Genomic DNA, 21305 nt, shown 5'->3' with positions numbered 1-21305 from the left:
GGAGATACATGAAGAAATATTATCCTATAGCAGCTCCGATTCTAAACGGGAATGAAAAAAAATATGTAGCCGATTGTCTCGATTCGACGTGGATTTCTTCCCACGGTTCGTATCTGGGCATGTTCGAGCAGCAATTTGCCGCTTTTTGCCAGACGAAGCACGCGATTACTTGCAGCAGCGGTACGACCGCGCTCCATCTGGCCCTCATCGCGCACGGAGTCGGCCCGGGGGATGAAGTGATTGTTCCGACGCTGACCTTCGCCGCCACGGCGAATGCCGTCGTGTATTGCGGAGCGACACCGGTGTTCGTCGATTCCGAGCCGGAGACGTGGAACATGGATCCGGAGGCGGTCGTGCAGAAGATTACGCCCCGAACGAAGGGCATTATTGCCGTCCATCTGTACGGGCACCCCGTTCATATGGATCCGATTATGCAAGCGGCTCAAGAGCACGGCTTATTTGTCATCGAGGATGCCGCCGAAGCCATCGGCGCCGAATACAAAGGAAGAAGAGCGGGCTCTCTCGGCCATACGGCCGCCTTCAGCTTATTCGGCAATAAAATCATTACAACGGGCGAAGGCGGCATCATTACTACGGATGATGACGATATCGCCGAGAACATTCGCCTGTTCAAGGGCCAGGGCATGGATGGGTCCCGAAAATATTGGCACACAGTCATCGGCTACAATTACCGCATGACGAATATCCAGGCCGCGATCGGCTGCGCCCAGCTCGAAAAAATCGACTGGCATATCCAGCAGCGCATTCGGGTAGCGATGCATTACTACGACTGCTTGCAGTACGATGAACGAATCACGCTGCCGGTCCAGAAGGTATGGTCCAAAAACGTCTATTGGATGATGAGCGTCATATTGAACGGGTGCTCGGAAGCGAAGCGGGACCGGGTCATGGAGCGGTTGAAGGAGGATGGCATCGAGACGAGACCGTTCTTCTATCCGATGCACATTCTTCCGCCGTATCAGCATCTGCAGCCGCATACGGAGTTCCCGGTCGCGAACCGAATCGCTGCGCAAGGAATCAACTTGCCGAGCCATGGGGAATTGACCGAGGAAGACATTCATTGGATTGGCGGCAAGCTGCAGCGCGCATTAGACAAAGAATCCTAAAGCTGGAAGGGAGGGAGAAGGTTGAGCCGTCATTATCGAATCATTCATCATCTATATGAGCTGATGAGACGGGAAGGGAATGACTTTGTCAGGCAGATGTACATTCAGATGCTTCACCGGGAACCGGGCGAAGCCGAGCTGCAGCATTACGGCACGCTTCTATCCATGGGGACAGGCAAGTTCACGGTCGCGATGGGCGTTCTGTGCAGCAATGAAGCCGAACAGTTGTACCGCCGCCCGCCCATCACGCTGATTCCCCCGCAGCAAGGCACCATCGCCAGCCGGATTCAATCCTTTTATACTGCTGAACCGCTCTTTTTCCTTCACTCTTTATATGCAGAACTGCTTGGGCGTGCCCCTGATCCGATTGGGATGGAGGGGCATTCGCGCACTCTATCTTCCGGAACTCCGCGCAAGACGCTGCTGCGCACCTTCGCCTCGTCCGAGGAATGCCAGCGGCTCCTTGCCGGACCGGCTCTCCCTCCCCTTCCGCTGCAGCCGCATCCGGCTGCGGAGGGATGGAGCGGGAGCTTTCCCGTGACACAGATCGGCTTCTTCCTGGGCTACCCCCATCCCCTCGCCCTCGACGGCGAAGGGATCGGAAGATTTCTGTACCGGCTTATCGAGGGCTTGCTGACGATACGCCACGATACGGTCATTCACATTGCGGCGACGCATTACAATGAAGGTGACACCCGCAGCACGTTCGATGGATTGAATGCCCGCTTTCCGGGACGCTGCCGGATTGTCGGCTCCAATAATATGGGCTGGATCAACGATCATGTCCCCGCCGACATCTGGATCGTCCCGATCGTGTCGCTCGATCTGGCCTTGCATCTGAAGAAGCCGTACATTCTATGCCTGCATGATCTCGTCCATCATCAATTTCCGGATTTATACTATGCCTACCAGCCTGAATTCTGCCACCGGGTGAACCGCACCGCTTATTATGTGATGGATAGAGCCGCGGCCATCGTATCGAGCTCACAATATGTCCGGCTGCATCACGCCGTCGCCCTGGGAGGAATGCCTCTGGCCAAGACCCATGTCATTCGTCTGGCTCCGCCCAGCAGCGAGTACCATTCCTTCCCGCCTGTTCCCGAAGCGGCATTCCGGGCGGCGTATAAGCTCTTCGATCCTTATATGGTGTTCCCGACGGTCCTGCGTCTTCACAAAAACTTCGAACGCCTTATCGCGGCCTTTCTCCGGTACAGGCATTCGCCGGACGGATTCGCTTCCCGACTGCGTCTCGTGTTCACGGACGATTTGAGAAACAACCCGAAGCGGGCCGAAGTCATGAAGCTTCTCCAGCAGTGCCAGAATAAGGAGATTCGCAGCAGCATCCGCTTTATCGGCCGTATTCCGAAATCCCATATCCCTTCCTTGTACCAATATGCAGCCGGCACCATTGTCCCTACGCTGTTCGAGGGCAGCTGTCCGTTTCCGATACTGGAATCGTTGACGATGGGAACTCCGGCAGCGGTCAGCCAGCTTGAAGTCACGAAGGAACTGATACAGGATATGGAAGGATTTCTGGCTTTCAACCCCTATTCGCTGGAGGAAATGGAGGCCGCCATCCGCGGGCTGCGGCTGCATCGGAATCAATTGCTGCCGCGTCAGCAGTCCGCAATATTCCATGCGATGCAGCGTTCCTGGAACGAGGTCGCCGCCGAATATTACGCCCTCATCCAGCATGTCGCGGCGGCAGGCGGCTGAGGAGCGCCTTTCCATCCGCCCTTACAAACGGTGATATTTCTGGTAAGCGCGATGGAAGACAAGAATATATTTGAGGGCGATATCGTCCCATGTCTCGGTAGGATCATGAATACCGGCCATCGCGGAAGCTTTGTAATGCGCGTAATTGCCAAAAAGCTGTTCAAGCGCCCTTGCGATGGCGTCCGGCGATTCCGGGTCGAACCAGACGACCTCGGCGCTGTGCCTGGACAGATGCTCGCGCATGACAGGGATGTCGGAGCACAGCACCGGCACGCCCAGCTTCAATGCTTCTTCGACGGGATAGCTCCCGCCGCCTTCCGAGAGGCTCGGCATAATCAGGGCCTGGGCCTGGCGAACGAGCGGAATGACATCGTTATCGGGGACGAAGCCGAGCGGATAAATATGTTCGTCCAGCCTCAGACTCTTCCGGTGGATGAGCGACACCAGCGTCGGAATGTACATCTGATCCGGCCATAGCGGCGGCACGCTTCGCAGCAGCTCTGTATTATGCCCGAACAAAATGAGGGGAATCGGATACTTTTCGCGAAACCGGGAGTAAGCCAAGAGCAGATTGTAATGGTTTTTGTGCAGAGAAATATTGCTTGGGTACAAAATATATTGCTGCGGGACACGCGCAGCTACCCCCGGGCTCAATTCGCCTGCCGCCAAGGTCGGGGCAGGCACTATCGCATGCTCGATCACGGTGGCGGCTTCGCACGCAGGGCCGAAATGCTGAATCAGCCTGCCCTTGACATGATGGGAGGAGACGACGATCGATGTCATGTTGTCCAACCATTCCTTGGCGGTCCTCCAGACATGCGTCACGACGGAGCCGCTAAGAAACGGAGGCACGTAATCCAGCACCGTCGTATCGTGGAAGGTGCAGATCGTCGGCATCCCAATCGGGACATATTCGGGCCCATGCGGCCAAAAAAAATAAACGACATGCGTATCCTGAAGAAGGGCCTGCCCTTCGGCGGACTGAATGCTTCCGCTGAAATAGGCGATTTCCATATTCGGATAGCTGATGCCGTTCAATCGCTCGCGAAATCGCGTCTCGGCGGAGATAACGAGCCTGACCCGCTCGATGCCTGCTTGCCTGGCCATGGCAGGCAGCAAATTCGACAGCAGCCGGGCCCCCCCGCCTACGGAAATCAGATTAGCGCACCATATCACAATCTTCATATCGCCGGTCCTCCTCGCTGCGTATGACCCATGAACTGAATTCCATTCTCAACATCCTTAATGAATATGCGGGGCAGTGCCCGAAAATGTATGGACAGCGTCTTCCTCCATGCCGCGTGTATACAATAATAGAACTCCTGCCGCAGCTATCTCCGGCGAGGGGCTTCATCACAAAGCAAGCATGACCCATTTCGATAAAGTCAACGCATAAGGCGGACCTGATTTCAACATGATGACTGCGTCTGGAAAAGTAAGGGAGGTATCGTTCGATGGCTCAAATTGTGTGGCACGGCAATGCATTCGATTCCACCGGCTATGCGAAGGCGACAAGACAATATGTCATGGCTCTCCACGCTCGCGGCGCCGACGTGAAGCTCGTCAGCCATTCCGCTCTTCCTCCGATCGAGCTTCCGCGGGAGCAGCGGGACGTCTTGGAGCATCTGCAAGCCAAGCCGCCGTCGGCCGGCCAGCGGATCAATATTTATCACTACATTCCGGATCTGTGGCGGAGAAGAATTCGTCCCTCCTTCGGATTCACCTATTGGGAAACGTCGAAAATACCGGACTCTTGGGTTCGGCAGGCCAATCAAATGAACGGCGTATTTTTGCCAAGCACGCATAATATCGGCGTATTTCGCAATTCAGGTGTTACGGTACCCTTGATTTACATACGGCCGTGCCTGATGGAGCCGTACCGCCCGCCTTCCCCGCAGGCTGCCCCGCCCTATATTCACGCGTTGCCCCCGTTCCGCTTCCTCAGCGTCTGCTCCTGGATTGAGCGCAAGGGCATTGACGTGCTGCTGAAGGCATTCTGGAACGAGTTCACGGCGGCCGATCAAGTCTGTCTTATCATCAAAACGGCCGGCAACGCAGACGTGCTGCATGAAGTCGAGCGGCTGAAGCAGGAGCAGCGGCTTCCCCATGATCCCGCTCCGGTCTATATTGATCTGGAGCTGCGCAGCGAGCTGGAAATGGACGCATTATACCGGAGCTGTCATGCTTTCGTCCTGGCAAGCCGCGGAGAGGGCGTCGGATATCCGGTGCTGGAAGCGGCGATGAGAGGCGTTCCGGTCATTACGACCGGATGGGGCGGCCACATGGACTTTTTAAATGAATACAACAGCTACGTCATTCCCTATCATCTGGCGCCCGTCAAGCCGCAGCATTATTACAACGGGTATCAAGCCGATCAGTTATGGGCGGAGCCGTCGGGCAGCGACCTGCAGCGCATTCTGCGCCATGTCCTGTCCCACTATGACGAGGCGGCGATGAAGGGTCAGATTGCGAAGCAGCATACGATGACGCATTTCTCCCCCGACAATGCGGCCCAGGAGCTCCTTCAGGCGCTGTCGGGCTTGACGCGCCGATCATTCGCCCGTTAAGCGCGATAGAGCGGTGGCGCCATATAAAGAAAGCATGCATCCTTTGTCCTCTCCCAAAGCGTGCATGCCTCCTATTTCATATTTTCATTTCGCGCCTAGCCCCTGAACAATCCTTCCGGCACGCGGGCATCCCAGCTCTCGGAATCGGCAAGCCGAGAGCCGCTGCCACGACGGCGGCCGTATCCTTGAAGGTCAAGCCTTCCAGATTGGCGTTCGGTTTGACTCATGGTCCGGCTGCCGCCCAAAAGATCGTCCGCTCCGGGTGCCCTCCCGCGCGAGCCGGAAAAAGGACGGATACGCCGAGTCGAGCGGAAATCTCTCGGCGCCGGCGCGCTCGTTGTGGTAACCGTGCTTGTCGGGCGTAACGCCGTGCAGCATCGCCCCCCCCAGCACTCCGCGCTAATCGTCGGCAGCTTGGCATCGCGCCGAGCGTCAAGACTCCTCGCTTTTTCGCAAAGCCGGCAACCTTCGATCGGTCCAACCGCTGAAGAAAATTGACCGCTCCATCCAGCCCCAGTACGAAAACCCGCCGTGCATAGCTTGCCTGCTCCACCTGGATCCTCTCCCGTCTTAAGGATAAAATAATACCGCTATCATAGCGCAATAAGAGGATACGGTGAATCTGTAGCGAAAAAAATTCTCATTCGGATTCGTTCAAGAAGACCGATAAAAGCATGCAACGGGGGTGTCCCAAAAGTAGTATTTCACTACAGTGAGACAGCCCCCCTGCTTCTCAAAGCTCGACTCGCCGAAAAACTTTCAAAACTACACTTTTCCTTTATGACGTGTACTCCGTTCCAGGGAATCCTGCAAAACGGCATCAATTTCTGACTATCCAATCGATAAAAGACAAAAATCGATGAACATCATGTACTTTTGCAGGAATTTCATCAAATAGCTGCTTAAAGAGCAGAAATTGATGCATCCACGCAGCATTTCACTGCTTCATCCATCTTTCACCGGTTTGCGCGCCGCCGTTTTTCCCGCATCCGCATTCTCTGTTACCTCGTCATCTCCATCATTTTGCAGTGCCTGTGAGACACCCCCATCGCATGCTTCCATTGTCCCCTGTCGGAAGGCAGGCCTTCCTATGCAGTGTTCATGTCATATGCCGATCAGGCACGCTTCATGGCTGCGATGATCAAATCGCCCATCGCGGCCGTCCCGATCGCCTTGGATTTGTCGGTCGCGATATCCCCGGTGCGGTGTCCGGCATCCAGCACTTCCTTGACCGCATTCTCAATCGATTGCGCGGCATCCTCATAGCCGAACGTGAGGCGGAACATCAGCGCTACCGACAGAATGGTCGCGATCGGATTCGCCGCGCCCTGGCCCGCAATGTCAGGCGCGGAGCCGTGAACCGGCTCGTAGAGGCCGAAGCTGCCTTCCCCGAGCGAAGCGGAGGACAGCATGCCGATGGACCCCGTCAGCATGGCGGCTTCATCGCTCAAAATATCGCCGAACATATTTTCCGTCACGATGACATCGAAGCTCGACGGCCGGCGCAGCAACTGCATGGCGCAGTTGTCGACGAGCACATGCTCCAGCTCCACATCCGGATAATCCGGAGCGATGCGGTTCACCGTCTCGCGCCAGAGGCGGGATGTCTCCAGCACGTTCGCCTTGTCAACCGAAGCGAGCTTCTTGCGGCGCTTCTGCGCAATCTCGAACGCCTGGCGCACGATGCGCTCCACTTCCTGCACATTATAGACGCAGGTATCGACCGCCTCTTGCCCGTGCTCGCCCTCGCGGCGCAGCTTCTCGCCGAAATAGATGCCCCCGGTCAGCTCCCGCACCACGATGAGGTCGGTTCCCTCCAGCACTTCCGGCTTCAGGGTGGAAGCGTCCTTCAAGCAGTCGAAGATAACCGCCGGACGAATATTCGAGAACAGGCCGAGCGCCTTGCGGATGCCGAGCAGCCCGGTCTCCGGACGAAGCTCCTTCGGATTGCTGTCCCATTTCGGTCCGCCGACCGCCCCGAGCAGCACCGCGTCCGCCGCTTGGCACATCTGAAGCGTCTCCTCCGGAAGCGGGGTTCCCTTCTCGTCAATCGCAATCCCCCCGAACAAACCATGGCTTGTCTCGAAGGCATAGCCGAACAGCTCCTCCGTGCGCTTCAATACTTTTTCCGCTTCGCGGACGACTTCCGGACCGATGCCGTCCCCGGCGATTACCGCGATTTTCTTCACTTCCGCCATGCCAGTCACTCCTCGTGTCATCATCATTTCTTTAGTTGTAACATAAAGCCCGGAGATTGACCAAGATATAAAATCTATTGTTTTGATAGGAGAAACCTATAGAGACGCGGACACATGACGGCAAGCCAGGTTGAGGCGGCACGTTTAGAGCGAAAATGACGGCGATAGTCCGGCAAAGTCGCTTGTAAGGCGAGCAAGCGGCTTCCAGTAAGCGATCGCAATTCTGTAGTTCGACTCATAGGGCGCACGAGTCGATGCGACACAAATATCTTTATTTTTCAAAAGTGTTTATTTGTATAAAAAAGAGGATTTTATTGTAAAATGCCGAATTAAACAATATTTTTATAAACTTAGGCAATTAGGAGGAGGTAACATGTCCATTGATCAGACTTCAAGCAGGGAAACAAAAGGAGAGGGAACCGGAGTTGAAACCGAAGCAGAAGAAGCATTAGACGGTCCAACTGCTATTCATTTGCTTGGTGATTTCATTGAAAAATCCACAGTAAATACATTTAAAGCTATGCACAGGAAAAGCAAGATGGACAATGTAGCTATATTCGTGGATTATGATAACGTGTACTGGAGTCTGACTCAAAATCATTCACATCATCCGAATCACCTGGAACCAGAAAAGAATTTATTTGACCAGCTATGGAATAGATACGGGAAAGATAAAGTAAGAACCTTTAGGGCATATGCAGATTTTGAGAAGATAAAAACGGATTTAACTCGTCTTCAGAAAAAGCGGGTACAAATCCGGCATGTTTATTCCAATGGAAAAGATATAAATCAAAGAAAAAATTCTTCAGATATTGAACTTTGTATAGACGCTATCGAACAAACATACAAAGATCCCAATACTACATGTTACGTTATTGTAACAGCTGACAGCGACATGATTCCTCTAATAAGCAGATTAGTATACAAAGGTATCCGCGTTGAGCTCTATTACATCTCAGATTCGGCTCCAAAGCACGTCGATATAACCGCCTATCCCCATTACAGCGAGGATTTATTGACTTTCTTGAATGTCGATGTAAAGACATATGAAGTAGAAGGAAAGATTGATCATGCATTATTCATAATAAATTCTTGGCATGTTCAATATAAGGAAACTGATCGGTATTTAGGAGCCAAGTACCTAAAAGAGCAATTTGCAAAATCTTTTGGCTTGCCGCCGAAACAGGCGAGCGAGCTGCTTGAACGGCTTGAAATCGAAAAATTGATTACAACAGGTACAAAACGACTTTCGAACGGAGAAGCCAAAAAATCAATCATCCTGTCTCAGGCCGGCGAAGTTAGAATTTCACCTTTAGCTCACTGTTGTACAGACTCCATAACTTTTATGTGTCAATCGTCTGTGAAAATGTCACTTTAACTGTGCTATGAAAATGTCACTTGTGTGATCAGAGGTCAGCCTTACCAGGTGACCTCTGCATAGCTATTATGTTGCGAATACATTGCATCTTGGAACGAACTGTTTTTTGTGGTACGCTTATTTTTAGTGTTATCATACGTGGTTTTCCACGGATGATTCTGGGCGGGTTTGCGTGGCGACGCAGAACTCGCCTTTTTTGATCCAGACGTCTTGCGCTGTGGCTTCTGAGTTTCTTTGAGTGCCCAGGGCTGGCCTTGGTGCCACAACAATACATCCCCTGTTAACGTCTCCCGCACTTCAACCGTCGTTTTTGCATCCAGACGAAGGGAAGCAGGCTGGGCAAGGGTATAGCACTTTCCGTTGTACGAGAGGGTGTTTCCGGTCCCGAGTTGCCGATAATTGCGAAGCGTGAACACATGATTTAAATCGATAGACGGATCAAGCTTCAGGTAAGCCGAATCGGTCATTTTTGGCTCTATGGCAAATTTGTGATTGTGCTTCTGCAATAGGCTGGGCAGAGCCGCGTTCGCCTCTTCCAGCGTCTTGATGCCAAGAAGCCGCAGTTCGATCACCAAGCGATCCTGAAATGTTTGCCAGAGGCGTTCTACCCGTCCCTTGGCTTGCGGTGTAATTGCCTTGATGTGCTCAATATGCAAGTCAGCCATCGCTTTGCCGAAGTGGGAGAGCGGTTTGGTCTCCCCAGCGAGCTCTTGCTCGAGCGTCAGCTTTTCGTTAGGCGACCGGAAAATCGTATGCCGATCACTGTAAAGCCCAAGGGGAACCCCGTATTTTTCTATCCCTTGCTGCATGACTAGAGAGTAGGCCTCCCGGCATTCGTTCGGACGAAAGACGGCACCGACAACGGTACCTGTTGCATCGTCAATCGCAGCATGCAGCGTAAAGGATGAAGCCCGATCCTCCAACCATGCATAAGGAGTTGCGTCAATCTGCCACAGCATGCCGGCTTGCGGTTTGCGTTCCCGTGGCGGATGGGCTTTACTGCGACGCCGCTGCTTGGCTTGCTTGAGCCCACTAGCCAGAAGGATACGTCTCACGCTGGAAGCGCTCAGTGTCAACGATTCATGCTCCTCAAGAAGCTCTGCGAAGTGGCAGCAATTGCTTCCGTAATACTTGGCTGTGTACAGCTCAACGATTCGTTCCTTCACTTCATTGGGAAGGGCGTGATGAGGCTGTTTCCCCCGATTCTTGTGTATAAGTTCTTGTGCTCCTTTTCCGGATTGGTATTTCTTCTTTAGCCGAATGACTTGGCGTTCTGATAAACCCAGCGCTGCCGCTCCCTCCCTATTGGTCATCCGCCCATCTATGATTTTCTCCACAACGAGTACCTTCTTCATTTCTGCTTTCGTCAATGTCAATATCTCCTGTCCCATAGTGACATTATCTCAGAACAGTTATAGGGTGACATTATCACAGAAGAACAACAACTCCATAACTTTTATGTTGACACCGATAACCAGCGATAATATAATTATCCATAACTTTATTATTCGTTAATTAAACATACGTTACCATTTATTCGTTAGAAACGGCGGGGGCATGCCTCGTCGTTTTGCTTTTTTTATTCCCCCCTCCCGCTCAAGCAAGATCTCTAAATAGCGGTAGCGATGGTTGTACGAAGAGAGCAGCCTGAACATGCATGGGACCTCCTCCAGTTGATTCGCATCTATGCGGAAAAATCATGGGAAAATTTGATCGCTGCACTCAACCGCAAGCCGACTCGAACATCTAGAGGTCGACCAAAGCGAAATGGGAGACGTCCGAAAAAGGCAACAAAGTCGATGAAACCGAGACTGATTATGACGTAATGACAAACGAAAACGATTTTTACATATAATGGATAACGCATAGGGTCTGTTTCCAGCTCGACTTTTTTAGACTTATTCACTTAATTATCCGCACACAAAAGAGCATATAGTCCTTATGGAGGCATTATTCGCCGCAATGAAGGGAAACATCGAGCAAGCCATCGAACAGCTTTTAGCATTCCTTGAGAGTTGTAGCGATTTTGCGGCCATCTCTGCATCGAGACAATTGCTTCAATTATACTTAAAACAGAATAACCATGAGGGCATTAAAGATGTACTAAGCAAGTGCAAAAAAATCAAGCCAATTACTACTAATAATAATCCTTTAATTTGTTCTAGGTACACTGATTATTTGCAAGTTAAGGGAGAATGTTACTTAGCATTGGGCGAGTTTGAACAATGCATAGAACTTATGGTGGATGCGGCTCTATATTACTCAAAAATCAGCGATACTGCTAAAGAAAAAGAATGCCTTGACACGGTGATTCGTATACCTTTAGAGCACAATGTCTCCCCGAAATCAACTTTTAAAAAGTTAAACGCGTATTACCAAAGCACAAAAGAAATGGAGGGTCAAGTATGAAGAACTTAATTAAAAAACTATATTCAAATTCCCTTCTTTACACGGTCATCTTTGTAGCGACGGCGGCGGCTTCTCTGGAGACTCCGGAAGTATTTATCCTTGGTAAAGCACCTTAATTGGTGCTTTTTTTATACGCAACACCCGAACTTATGTTTCTATATCAAACCCTCCCCCTTAGTTATACAAAGAACTTTGAACGGCCTACTGGAAATTCCAAGGTCTGAAGAGTTTTATCACAACAATACAACGGACTTCACAATGAACTCCATCAAGGATGGTGATCAACTTGCCATCTGATACCAGAGAACATTGCTTCCTAACTCGATTGGTTTTTTCTTTTTTTCATGTAGTGTTTAATTAGGGCTTGCTGAACATATTGCCTTTTAGGCCACAGAGGCTGACGGCACAGATTCAGCAGCAGTCTGAAAATCGGCAAAAAGAGAACGCGCAGCTTGCGTTCGAGATTCATAACAAGCAGTTGCAGGGCAATGACCGTTTCGCTTGTCTCTCGAAGGCGTGCTCGAATACGCCCCAGTCCGTAGGAGCGTTTGCCTTCTCCGAATTTTCCTTCGATTGCGTTACGCATTGAAGCATCCTGTCTGGCCTGGTTCCGATCGGGTTCCGCTTCTTTCTTCGGACGCCCTAAGTTTGGACCACTCAAACGGATTCCATGCTCCTTACAATAGCGAAGGTTCTCCCGATTTCGGTAGATTTGGTCGGCTAGAATGGCTTCCGGATAACACCCATATCGCTGGACGAACGACTCCACGGAAGCTTTCAGTGTCATGCTTTCGTTGAAGTTATCCCAGGACAGCTTCTCCATCCGAGCGTAACCGTCCACCAGACTGATCGCCAGCTTTGCTCCAAACTCGACGGGAGCATTCACTTTCCCGCGGACAATCGGCCGTACATGCGGTTGGGAAAGACTGACGATTCGATCTTCCACCGAGTGTGTCCGTTTGTCGTACATCTCTTGCTGTTGACGATACAGCTCGGAAATGACGAGCAATTGCCGATACTGCTGCGAACCCAGTTGATTCAAGCTGCTTTTCGCTGCCAGCATTTCGATGATGCCAAGATTACGCGAAACATAACGAAGCTGTTTGCCAACCGCTTTCCGGATGGCTTTGGCACCCGTTCGCCGTTTCTTGGCGATCTCGAGGTAGCGTTTGCGGGCGGTTTGACGATACGTTCTCGGTTTCTTGGCCTTCCCGACGAAAGGCTCGTGCAGAACATCGATGATCGCTTCGAGTTTTTCCCGCGCCTCGTTCAATAATTTCAAATCGGTCGGATACGAGATGTCGGCCGGTGCGCAGGTCGCGTCGAGCATCAAGGTGCCTTTGTTGCATGGTTTCTCTTTGCTTTTGCCGTCTTCATTAACGGATGTTCCATCAGAGCCATGGCCGCTGCCTGGAGGATCTTGAGGATCGCTCTTGTTTTGTTCCTGCTTCTTTCGCTCTGCGTCCTCTTCCAAAATCCAATCGTTGATTTGTCCAATGACATCCGCACCCAATCGCTTGCGGAAATGGGTCAACAGCGAGTGATGGAACGGAGGCTTATCTTGGAACGCCGCAGCCCAAGGAAGTACTGGTAGTACGGATTTTCGGCGATCTGCTGGACCGTCTCTCGATCATCGAGCTGCATACGTTCCTGAATGTACAGCGCTCCCAAAGCCATACGAACAGACAAAGGGATCTGACCGCGCATTGATTTCTTGAACGACTTCGCGTAGAATTCTTCTGCCCGCCACCACGGGATGATAGCGGCCAGTTGAACCCAACGGTTCTCCTTATTTAATTTACCGCCAAACGGCAAGTAGAAATCTTCGAACAACTGAAGCTGGCTTTCGGTTCTACGATACATGTCGGCTCACTCCACGTGCACGATTTTTTGCAAGAAATTCGCATTTTCCTTGCATTTTATTTCGAGTTAGAGTCCAGAAATCCTTGTAAAACCTTTGAAAAATGATTGTTCAGCAAGCCCTAATTAAATCCATAATAACAACCATAATTAACAAAAAAACAGATTGCAAAAAAGGTTTAATGTAGTCTGATTCATCGTAGATATAGAAGTACGCTACTACAAAGTTGACTATGAAAAAAATCAAATATACCAACATTTAATTCATCTCGTCTCAGAACCAGGGATCTACAACAGTAGATTTTCTTATGTCTGTATCAAAAGAACCGCCAGTTCCATTTGAATTTTTTGTGACTCTCATTTCTTTTTTGATTTCATAATCTCCTATGAAATTACCATTCATATCAAAACGCCCCGGCCCCAATTCTCGGTAGTAATACTTGATAAAAGTATATAAGTCTTCTTTATCGGTATTTATGAAGTAATACCCACCGAATCCACCAACAGCTACCGCAAGAAGTTCTTGCCAAGATGTTGTTATCTTTTTCGCAAAAACAGCAAAAGCTGCGGAAAAAGCAGTTTTTGTTGCTGCTGTGAATTTTCTGATCTTACAATATCGTATGTTTTATGGTGCACCCATGGAGTAGGATAAGAAGCAAAAATTGAAATAGAACTTTCAGTGGAAGAGGTGATTTGTGATGCCGAGCTAAGTAAAATATTTGCCTTTGTTACAGCCTCAGGCGTTGCTTGCTTTAACATCAATTTACCATCTATAATTTGAAAATCGATGTTGTTTTTCTCTAGGATGCTTATAGCTCTTTCATATTGCGCTGGTCGACCTTCTGTGCTGTTCTGTGGAATTGCTGGACTTGCTTCATCTTCTCAAACCTCCTCTAATATGGTGCGTTTAGATAAATCTAAACGATACTAAAAATTTAACATATTAGCAGACGCTTGTCTGTCGAAAAATGGCATATATATACAAGTTTTAAGGAAGCGCTTGTATGCATATCAGAAGAATTTTGAAGGTGGAATATTCCTTGACGCCAAAAGGCAAAACGTTAATGCCGATCATTGAGGAAATGTGCATATGGGGAGTAAAAAATCAGTGATGTCCGGTTCAGCGGAAACGATATGACATATGCGGTCTGCAGCAGCCATCCTGCCGCAAGGCGCAGCTATGCTTCGGGACGGACCGGGGGAGCGGCGCATGCTAGCCGCCTGCAAGCTCCCCCTTCTCCTCTCAGTTGGGCTGCCCGCTTCCCTTCGCTAGACGGAACGCGCCTGCGGAACATTCCATCCGCGCAGCAGCGGCACCACCTTCGCATAGGCTTCATTGACATCCGCCGCGTCGATGACGATGGGCTCCCGGTCGTACTGGAGCGCCGCATGCTCATAGCGCGGATCATAGTAATACTCCAGCAGCAGCGCCGCAACATCGTCATAGCGGCCGTCTTCCAGCGCGGACTCCACCTCGCGCGCAGCAGGCGTATGCATGCGGCGGCGAATCCGCTCGAACGAGTCCTTCACCTTCTCCGCATGCTGCTCCGGCTGGTAGTCGGCCATCAGATTGCGTACGCGCTCCCGGACCGGCATGCGCACGGTGAAGACGGTGCCGGAGCGCTTCGCTTCCACCAGGAATTCCGGCAGCACGACCTTGCCGATTCGGCGGCTCTCCCCTTCGATCAGCAGATAAGGCCGGTTCTCCGCTTCCAGCTTCAGCAGCTCATCGAGCAGCAGCGCCTCGAATTTCTTCTGATTGTTCGGCTCCAGCCCGATATGCCCGAAGATCGATCCGCGGTGCCCTGCCAAGCCCTCCAGATCCAGCACGGGATATCCGTCCTCCCGCAGCCGCTGCAGGAGCTGGGTCTTGCCTGTCCCGGTATGGCCCGCCAGCACGATGCACGGGGACTGCAGCCGGTACTCGGCAAGCGTCGATTGCACCCAGCGGCGGTAAGAACGGATGCCCCCGAGAAGCCGGAATGTCTTCAGCCCCATCAGCGACATTACGGTAGCCATCGTGCGGCTCCGCATTCCGCCGCGCCAGCAGTAAATGACGACCGGGCCCTTCAACTCGCGGAACTGCGCGTACAGCGCGGGCAGCTTGGCCGAGGCGATGGCCAGGCCGCGCTCTTTGGCGGCTTCTACGCTCACCTGCTTATAAATCGTGCCGATCTCGGCCCGCTCCTCATCCGTGAACAACGGAATATTGATGCTCCCCGGTATGGTGAATTCCGCATACTCTCCCGGCGAACGAACATCAACCAGCGTCGCGCCCGCGGCGCGCTTCGCCAGGCATTGCTCCAATGATATATCTTGCATGATTTCACCTCTAGTTGTCTGTCTCGTACTTCGCCTGTAAACGTAAGGATGCTCTCAATCTACTCTACCTTATTTTATCATAGACAGCCATGCCTGATCTCATACGGCAGCGGCGCCGCTATCCGCCGGACGTTCGCCGTGCCCTTTTCCCCTTCCGGGACATATGTAGTAATAATTCTCTCGGATATCAGGTCAATCTCAAGTCCGTTCCCAGGAGGTGGTTCTCATTACGACGGTAAAAGCCTTGATTATGGCAGGAGGGAAAGGCACCCGCTTCTGGCCCTTTAGCCGTTCGACCCGCCCGAAGCAATTTTTGCCCATCCTTCACCCGCAATCCATGCTGGCCGATACACTGCAGCGCATGCTGCAACGTGTGCCGCTTGAACATATCCATATCGTGTCGCTGGCGGAATATGTTCCTCTGATTCGGGAACAGCTTCCTTATTTTCCGCCGGATCATATCATCGTGGAACCGATGGCCAAGGATACGGCCGCCTGCATCGGCCTGGCCGCGCTCCATATGCTGCTCCAAGACGAGGATCCGGTCCTTATCACCCTGCCGTCGGATCATTATGTGTCGGATCCGGAAGCGTTCCATGCCGCGCTTCAGACGGGAGTCGAACGCGCCGCGAATGAAGCTTGCGTCGTCACGCTCGGCGTGCGGCCAACCCGCCCGGAGACGGGCTATGGCTATATCCGGGTGGCGCCCGATGAAGATGCCGGGACGATCTCCGGCCTGCAAGTGACGGCAGTGGAGCAATTCATCGAGAAGCCGCCGCTGCCGGTCGCCGGGCGCATCTTCGCCGACGGCAAGCACTATTGGAACACCGGCATCTTCATCTGGAAAGCCTCCACCGTTATGCACCTTCTGGAGCAGCATTTGCCGAAGCTGCACGATATTTTGATGACAATAAAGGAAGTGCTGATGGAGCATCCTCCGGATGAATGCGCCCTCCATTCGCTCTACAGCCAGATCGAGAACCAGTCCATCGATTACGGAGTCATTGAGAAATGCGATTCCATCTACATGATTCCCGTTCACTACGGGTGGGACGATCTGGGCAATTGGAACGCGCTGGAGCGGGCCGAGCCGCAAGATTTATCCCGGAATGTCATTCACGGACTCCATCAAGGCATTGATACGAGCGGCTGCATTATTCACGGCAAGCCGGGGCAGTTGATCACGACAATCGGGGCGGAAAATCTAATCATTGTCGCAACCGATGATGTTATCCTCGTCTGCCGCAAAGACCGGACTCAGGATATCAAAGCGCTGGTCGCCCGTCTGGAGGAGCAGGACCTCCAGCGCTATCTCTAATTCCATCCTCCATCCCAAGGAGGGAAGCACATGAGTGGAGAGACTTCCATCCACAATATAGGCACCCTATTCGAGCCGACGGGATATGCTAAAGCAAACCGGCAATTGCTGCTTCAATTCATCCGCCGGGGAGTATATCCCAAATTCTCCCCTATCCATCCCGAAGCGGTCCATACGCCGATGGCGCCAGCCGTCATGGCTGAATTGGCGGCATTGAGGAATCGTTCGTTAGCGCAGCGCCATACGGTGCTGTTCCATTATCCGGCTCATGCCTTTTTCCGGGATTCGGCCCAATATTCTATCGGCATGACGATGTTCGAATGCAACCGCCTGTCGTTCACCTGGGCGCGCCGCTGCTCCATGATGGATGAAGTATGGGTGCCGTCCACCTTCAATCGGGACACCTTCATTCAATCGGGCGTGCCGGCCCATAAGCTGAGAGTTATGCCATATGGCGTCGATCCGGCGGTGTATCACCCGGGCGTCCCTCCGCTCCCGATTCCCGGCAGACGGGAGTACGCTTTCCTGTCGGTCTGCTCCTTCGACGAGCGCAAGGGCATTGATATTCTCCTGCAAGCGTTCCTGGCGGAGTTCGCTCCATCCGAGGACGTCTGCCTGATTATTAAGACGCGCGCCTCAACGGCTGAGGAGATCGGCCGGCAGCATGCCTATATCAATAACCTCGCCTCGCAATGGACGGGGCGGGCGAACGAATCGGTCATCCTGCTGTCTACGGTCCACTCCTGGTCCGAGGAAGATCTGGCCCGGCTGTATACTTGCGCGGACAGCTACGTTCTGCCGACGCGGGGAGAGGGCTGGAGCATGACCGTGATGGAAGCGATGGCCGCCGGCCTTCCTGTCATTACGACCCGCTGGTCGGCGCACCTCGATTTCGTCAATGATCAGAACGGCTATTTGATCGATGTGGAGCGGTTCACTCCGTTCCTGCCATCGCAATCCCGGCTGCTGTGGGCCTTGCCCAGCGTCGGCCACCTTCGCCGGCTGATTCGCCACGTCCATACCCATCGGCAAGAAGCCGCGGCCAAGGCCGCTCTTGGCCGGCATACCGTCATCGGAATGTATACATGGGAGGCCAGCGCCCTGCGCATGCTGCAGCGACTGCAGGAATTAGACAGCCGGTAAAAGGAGAATCCACCTGTATGATAAGTCTCATAATTCCGACGATCCATCATACGGATCTGGTTAAGCATTGCGTCAACAGCTTCATCAACACGGCCCATGAAGCATACGAGATCATTGTCGTCGATGACGGCAGCCCGCCTCCGATCCAGCAAGATCTGGCCGCCTGGGCCGCCTTGATGAACGTTCGCTTCATCCCCAAGCAGACCAACGAAGGCTTCAGCCGAACCGTGAACCTGGGCTTGCAGCACGCCGTTGGCACCTATGCGCTAATCGCGAACAACGACATCATCTTCCACGAGCCGGGCTGGTTGCAGCATATGCTGGCGGCGATGCAGCTCTCTCCGCAGGTTGGCATCGTCGGGGCGCGGCTGCTGTATCCGAATATGACGATTCAGCATGGCGGCGTCATCCAGGGGCCAAAAGGGAATTTCGATCACCGCTATCGCTTCCAGCCCGCCGATCACCCTCCCGCCCAAGCGCTGGAGGACGCGGCTTCCGTCACAGGCGCCCTGATGCTGATCCGGCGGGAAGTGTTCGGACGGATTGGCCTCTTCTCGGAGGAGTTCTTCATCGCCTATGAAGATGTCGACTTCTGCTACCGCGCCAGACAGCACGGCTTCCGCGTCATCTACTGCGGTACGGCCTGCGCCCTGCATTATGAAGGATTTACGCGCGGGACGACGCGGGCGAATAAAAATCTGTATTGGCGAGTCAAAGAAATGGAGGCCCGCAAAAAGTTCTGGGCCAAATGGGGAGGTTATCACATCCAATGAGCGCGCCGCTTGAAGTTGTCTATGTACTGGAGCTTACCGGCTTGTCCGGCGGCATTCGCAATGTGCTGGAGCAGGTGAACCGGCTGCATGAGATGGGCGTAAAGGTTCATCTGTTCGCGCTGGACGGCCAGCCTTCCTGGTTCCCGCTGCACATCCGCGTGCGCCGCTTCCCGAATTACCGGATGATGCTGCACACCCTGAAACGGATGGACTGCATCAAGGTGGCAACATGGTGGAAGACGCTGGCCGTCGTCTGGCACAGCTGCGATTGGCGCAGAGGCGGGCGCGGCATCCCGTTCTATCTCATTCAGGATATCGAAGAAAGCTATTATCCGAATTGGCCGGATATGCAGGAGCGGGTCCGCCAAACATACCGAGTCCCGGTCCATATGCTGACGATTGCCGATTGGACGACCCGACAGCTGCTGGAACGGTTCCAGCAACACGCAACCAACATCTCGATTGCCGTGGATTTCAATATTTACAAGCCGAACCGGACCCATGACTACGATGGGCAGCGCATTCTCGCCTGCAGCCGCCGCAGCCAGCATTTGAAGGGCTTTGACGTCACCGTGCACGCCGTGACGGCGGCATGCCGCCAACTGCCGCATGCTTCCTTCGTTACGTTCGGCGTCGAGCCTCCGGGCATTTCAGGCATCCCGCACCATCATTTCCCGAACCCGCAGGATCAACAGTTGGCCTACCTGTATGCCAACTGCGGAGTATTCGTGCAGACGTCCTACCACGAAGGCTTCGGGCTCCCGATTTTGGAGGCGATGGCCTGCGGGGCTCCCGTCGTCACGACGAGGGCGGAGGGCAATGAGGAATTTTGCAAGGACGGCTGGAACTGCATCCTCGTCAACAAGGGCGACGCCGATGGCGTGGCCCAGGGCATCGTCCGGGTGCTGTCCGACCCGGAATTCTCCCAATTCCTCGTCGCCAACGGATTCGAGACCGCCAAGCATTACAACTGGCCCCGCGTCATGAACAATCTGTTGAACGCGTTCCACGCCAGGCTGACGCAGCAGGCATAAGGCTTGCGTCAACATGCAAAATCGCCAGCTTCCCTTGAAGCTGGCGATTTGTGCGTTGTGCTCCGCGCAAGTTGCCGGAAGATGAGCCGGCAGGAGCCGTTCCTGCAAGCTCTCTCTTATCCCGGAATGGCCTCGTAGCGGATGCCGGCGAATAATTCATTCCATGCCTGATCGCTCTCCGCATCCCAGGCAATCGGCGCTTCCACCGCGCAAGTATGCGCCAATGGCCAATCGAGCTCCACGATTCGGCGATCGGCCCGCGGATTGACGACGAGCAGGCGGAATTGGTGCCGGACGATCGAGGCCAGCGCGGCTTCCAAGGCCGCCGCCTCCTCATGGGAGGCATGCAGCCGGAAGAAAAAGACCCATTCCGCCTGCTCGATATTGCGGAGGAAGCGGGCAATTCTTCGCTGCAGCGTCTGCTGAAATTCCGGATATTTGCGGACAATCCCCTCCAGTTGATCCGCGACCAAAAAATCATGAACCGACTGCACCCCGTAGACGCGATCCAGCAAGGAGTAGTTATGGCCGTTGAACTCCGTTCCGTCCACCTCGATTTGGTCGGAGTACATAAATCCGGCGAACCGGTTGCGAAGCAGCAGGCAGAGCCCCGGGATCGAGTTGGAGTACATCCAATCGATGACCCCGCTGTAGGGCCGCAGGCCATAGCGCTCCAGCCTCTGCGCCGGGTAACAGTTCGAGCCCAGGCTGTATACCGCCTGATATGTTCGCTTGATGTCGGTCAGGCGCACTGCTCTTGCCCTCCTTTTGATATATGCTCGTGACATCCTCTGTCACATGGCCAGATTGAACGGCGTCGAATACGTCTCCTGCGCCATCCGTCCTCCCCATTTCAGCTCGTAGTACCGCTCGTAAAGCGGCCAGGTCGAATCGATAAGGAAGTTGAGGCGCGGATCCGACTTGCGGCTGGAGCTCTCATGATGATCTACCTGCAGCCCCGTGAAAATCTCCTCATACCCTGCCAGCCGGAGCCGGCGGTGATAGTCGATATCCGCGAAATAACTGCTGAACACCGTATCCCAGGGCCCCGCCGCGCGGACCGCTTCCATATTGTAGGCCGCCAGCGCATCGAAATTCGTCAACGCCAGCCCCCACTTCCTTCCGCTCTGCTTCAGATCCGTCAAGACGCTCAGGAAGGCTTCCGGGGTTCCGGGATGGGCCTCGGCATCCGTATGCATATACATGACCGCGTCCGCCCCCTGCTCGGCGGCAATCCGCTGGAACCAGTTCATGGACTGGGTGAAGGTCAGCGGAACGGGCGGATGGATGATGTTCACCAGCCCGGACAAGGCATGGCCCTTCAGCTCGGAATTCGCCGAGTTATCCAGCACGTACGTATGCGGCCAATAAGGGCGAATGCTGGCAACCGCCCGGTTCAGCAGATCAAGTCGGTTGACATACGGGATGCCCACGATGTAACGCATTGCCGTCACTCTCCA

The 21305-nt window shown here is 53.3% G+C and carries 19 protein-coding genes; 11 read left to right on the top strand and 8 right to left on the bottom strand.

Features of this window, described 5'->3' with window-relative positions; all coding sequences use genetic code 11:
• Window positions 1–8: 8 nt before the first annotated feature.
• The gene (locus tag OCY70_RS15950; protein WP_213430397.1) at window positions 9–1127 is read left to right on the top strand and encodes a DegT/DnrJ/EryC1/StrS family aminotransferase; all 1119 of its coding nucleotides are present in this window, start codon (window positions 9–11) and stop codon (window positions 1125–1127) included.
• A gap of 21 nt (window positions 1128–1148) precedes the next feature.
• A complete protein-coding gene (locus OCY70_RS15945) occupies window positions 1149–2843 on the top strand; it encodes a DUF4214 domain-containing protein (protein WP_213430398.1) in 1695 nt (564 codons plus the stop codon).
• A gap of 21 nt (window positions 2844–2864) precedes the next feature.
• Here the strand turns inward: OCY70_RS15945 and OCY70_RS15940 are convergent, their stop codons facing one another.
• The gene (locus OCY70_RS15940; protein ID WP_213430399.1) at window positions 2865–4028 is read right to left on the bottom strand and encodes a glycosyltransferase; all 1164 of its coding nucleotides are present in this window, start codon (window positions 4026–4028) and stop codon (window positions 2865–2867) included.
• A gap of 269 nt (window positions 4029–4297) precedes the next feature.
• Between OCY70_RS15940 and OCY70_RS15935 the strand changes: the two genes are divergently transcribed.
• Window positions 4298–5410, top strand: coding sequence for a glycosyltransferase family 4 protein (locus tag OCY70_RS15935; RefSeq protein ID WP_213430400.1), 1113 nt, complete (start codon window positions 4298–4300; stop codon window positions 5408–5410).
• Window positions 5411–6525: 1115 nt separating this feature from the next.
• Here the strand turns inward: OCY70_RS15935 and leuB are convergent.
• Window positions 6526–7608, bottom strand: a complete 1083-nt coding sequence (gene leuB, locus OCY70_RS15930) for a 3-isopropylmalate dehydrogenase (protein ID WP_213430401.1) — start codon at window positions 7606–7608, stop codon at window positions 6526–6528.
• 373 nt (window positions 7609–7981) lie between these two features.
• Between leuB and OCY70_RS15925 the strand changes: the two genes are divergently transcribed.
• The gene (locus OCY70_RS15925) at window positions 7982–8986 is read left to right on the top strand and encodes an NYN domain-containing protein (RefSeq protein ID WP_249725520.1); all 1005 of its coding nucleotides are present in this window, start codon (window positions 7982–7984) and stop codon (window positions 8984–8986) included.
• Window positions 8987–9027: 41 nt separating this feature from the next.
• Here OCY70_RS15925 and OCY70_RS15920 read toward each other — a convergent pair whose 3' ends face one another.
• A complete protein-coding gene (locus tag OCY70_RS15920; RefSeq protein ID WP_261944557.1) occupies window positions 9028–10356 on the bottom strand; it encodes an ISNCY family transposase in 1329 nt (442 codons plus the stop codon).
• A gap of 255 nt (window positions 10357–10611) precedes the next feature.
• Here OCY70_RS15920 and OCY70_RS15915 point away from each other — a divergent pair, with 255 nt between their 5' ends.
• Window positions 10612–10812, top strand: a complete 201-nt coding sequence (locus tag OCY70_RS15915; protein ID WP_261944967.1) for a hypothetical protein — start codon at window positions 10612–10614, stop codon at window positions 10810–10812.
• A gap of 115 nt (window positions 10813–10927) precedes the next feature.
• Complete coding sequence (locus OCY70_RS15910; RefSeq protein ID WP_213429936.1) at window positions 10928–11395, top strand: hypothetical protein; 468 nt, start codon at window positions 10928–10930, stop codon at window positions 11393–11395.
• A 316-nt stretch (window positions 11396–11711) separates the two neighbouring features.
• Here the strand turns inward: OCY70_RS15910 and OCY70_RS15905 are convergent.
• Window positions 11712–13258 (bottom strand): IS5 family transposase gene (locus OCY70_RS15905; RefSeq protein ID WP_390905267.1). Its coding sequence is split into 2 segments (ribosomal slippage): window positions 11712–12967 and window positions 12967–13258, totalling 1548 coding nucleotides; the frame shifts between segments, so codons are not numbered across the junction.
• A gap of 534 nt (window positions 13259–13792) precedes the next feature.
• Window positions 13793–14014, bottom strand: coding sequence for a hypothetical protein (locus OCY70_RS15900; protein WP_249725447.1), 222 nt, complete (start codon window positions 14012–14014; stop codon window positions 13793–13795).
• 245 nt (window positions 14015–14259) lie between these two features.
• On the opposite strand from OCY70_RS15900, the gene OCY70_RS15895 reads away from it, so the two are divergent.
• On the top strand, window positions 14260–14367 hold the full coding sequence (locus OCY70_RS15895) for a winged helix-turn-helix transcriptional regulator (RefSeq protein ID WP_249725446.1): 108 nt from the start codon (window positions 14260–14262) through the stop codon (window positions 14365–14367).
• A 157-nt stretch (window positions 14368–14524) separates the two neighbouring features.
• On the opposite strand, the gene mnmH is transcribed toward OCY70_RS15895, so the two are convergent.
• Window positions 14525–15577, bottom strand: coding sequence for a tRNA 2-selenouridine(34) synthase MnmH (gene mnmH / locus OCY70_RS15890; RefSeq protein WP_213429935.1), 1053 nt, complete (start codon window positions 15575–15577; stop codon window positions 14525–14527).
• Window positions 15578–15827: 250 nt separating this feature from the next.
• On the opposite strand from mnmH, the gene OCY70_RS15885 reads away from it, so the two are divergent.
• Genes OCY70_RS15885 through OCY70_RS15870 form a run of 4 tightly spaced genes read left to right on the top strand, consistent with a single transcriptional unit; the run spans window position 15828 to window position 19845 of the window.
• Window positions 15828–16895, top strand: coding sequence for a mannose-1-phosphate guanylyltransferase (locus tag OCY70_RS15885; RefSeq protein WP_213429934.1), 1068 nt, complete (start codon window positions 15828–15830; stop codon window positions 16893–16895).
• Between the two features lie 30 nt (window positions 16896–16925).
• Entirely contained in the window at window positions 16926–18038 is a 1113-nt protein-coding gene (locus OCY70_RS15880; protein WP_261944962.1) for a glycosyltransferase family 4 protein, read from the top strand.
• 17 nt (window positions 18039–18055) lie between these two features.
• Window positions 18056–18811, top strand: coding sequence for a glycosyltransferase family 2 protein (locus tag OCY70_RS15875; RefSeq protein WP_213429932.1), 756 nt, complete (start codon window positions 18056–18058; stop codon window positions 18809–18811).
• Window positions 18808–19845, top strand: coding sequence for a glycosyltransferase family 4 protein (locus OCY70_RS15870; RefSeq protein WP_213429931.1), 1038 nt, complete (start codon window positions 18808–18810; stop codon window positions 19843–19845). Before OCY70_RS15875 ends, OCY70_RS15870 begins: the two co-directional genes overlap by 4 nt.
• 116 nt (window positions 19846–19961) lie before the next feature.
• Here OCY70_RS15870 and OCY70_RS15865 read toward each other — a convergent pair whose 3' ends face one another.
• Complete coding sequence (locus tag OCY70_RS15865; RefSeq protein ID WP_213429930.1) at window positions 19962–20597, bottom strand: DUF1796 family putative cysteine peptidase; 636 nt, start codon at window positions 20595–20597, stop codon at window positions 19962–19964.
• 42 nt (window positions 20598–20639) lie between these two features.
• Window positions 20640–21290: a glycosyltransferase family 2 protein gene (locus tag OCY70_RS15860; protein ID WP_213429929.1), complete on the bottom strand. Its 651-nt coding sequence runs from the start codon at window positions 21288–21290 to the stop codon at window positions 20640–20642.
• Between the last annotated feature and the right edge of the window lie 15 nt (window positions 21291–21305).

Source organism: Paenibacillus melissococcoides (assembly GCA_944800085.1).
GTDB lineage: Bacteria > Bacillota > Bacilli > Paenibacillales > Paenibacillaceae > Paenibacillus_B > Paenibacillus_B melissococcoides.
The sequence above is the reverse complement of the archived record's forward strand: the minus strand, read 5'-3'. Positions and strand labels throughout refer to the sequence as shown.

Coding starts and splice junctions, on each gene's coding strand:
- OCY70_RS15950 (WP_213430397.1), top strand. CDS start 9: ATGAAGAAATATTATCCTATAGCAGCTCCGATTCTAAACGGGAATGAA.
- OCY70_RS15870 (WP_213429931.1), top strand. CDS start 18,808: ATGAGCGCGCCGCTTGAAGTTGTCTATGTACTGGAGCTTACCGGCTTG.
- leuB (WP_213430401.1), bottom strand. CDS start 7,608: ATGGCGGAAGTGAAGAAAATCGCGGTAATCGCCGGGGACGGCATCGGT.
- OCY70_RS15935 (WP_213430400.1), top strand. CDS start 4,298: ATGGCTCAAATTGTGTGGCACGGCAATGCATTCGATTCCACCGGCTAT.
- OCY70_RS15910 (WP_213429936.1), top strand. CDS start 10,928: ATGGAGGCATTATTCGCCGCAATGAAGGGAAACATCGAGCAAGCCATC.
- OCY70_RS15900 (WP_249725447.1), bottom strand. CDS start 14,014: ATGTTAAAGCAAGCAACGCCTGAGGCTGTAACAAAGGCAAATATTTTA.
- OCY70_RS15925 (WP_249725520.1), top strand. CDS start 7,982: ATGTCCATTGATCAGACTTCAAGCAGGGAAACAAAAGGAGAGGGAACC.
- OCY70_RS15895 (WP_249725446.1), top strand. CDS start 14,260: ATGCATATCAGAAGAATTTTGAAGGTGGAATATTCCTTGACGCCAAAA.
- mnmH (WP_213429935.1), bottom strand. CDS start 15,577: ATGCAAGATATATCATTGGAGCAATGCCTGGCGAAGCGCGCCGCGGGC.
- OCY70_RS15860 (WP_213429929.1), bottom strand. CDS start 21,290: ATGCGTTACATCGTGGGCATCCCGTATGTCAACCGACTTGATCTGCTG.
- OCY70_RS15880 (WP_261944962.1), top strand. CDS start 16,926: ATGAGTGGAGAGACTTCCATCCACAATATAGGCACCCTATTCGAGCCG.
- OCY70_RS15875 (WP_213429932.1), top strand. CDS start 18,056: ATGATAAGTCTCATAATTCCGACGATCCATCATACGGATCTGGTTAAG.
- OCY70_RS15940 (WP_213430399.1), bottom strand. CDS start 4,028: ATGAAGATTGTGATATGGTGCGCTAATCTGATTTCCGTAGGCGGGGGG.
- OCY70_RS15915 (WP_261944967.1), top strand. CDS start 10,612: ATGGTTGTACGAAGAGAGCAGCCTGAACATGCATGGGACCTCCTCCAG.
- OCY70_RS15885 (WP_213429934.1), top strand. CDS start 15,828: ATGGCAGGAGGGAAAGGCACCCGCTTCTGGCCCTTTAGCCGTTCGACC.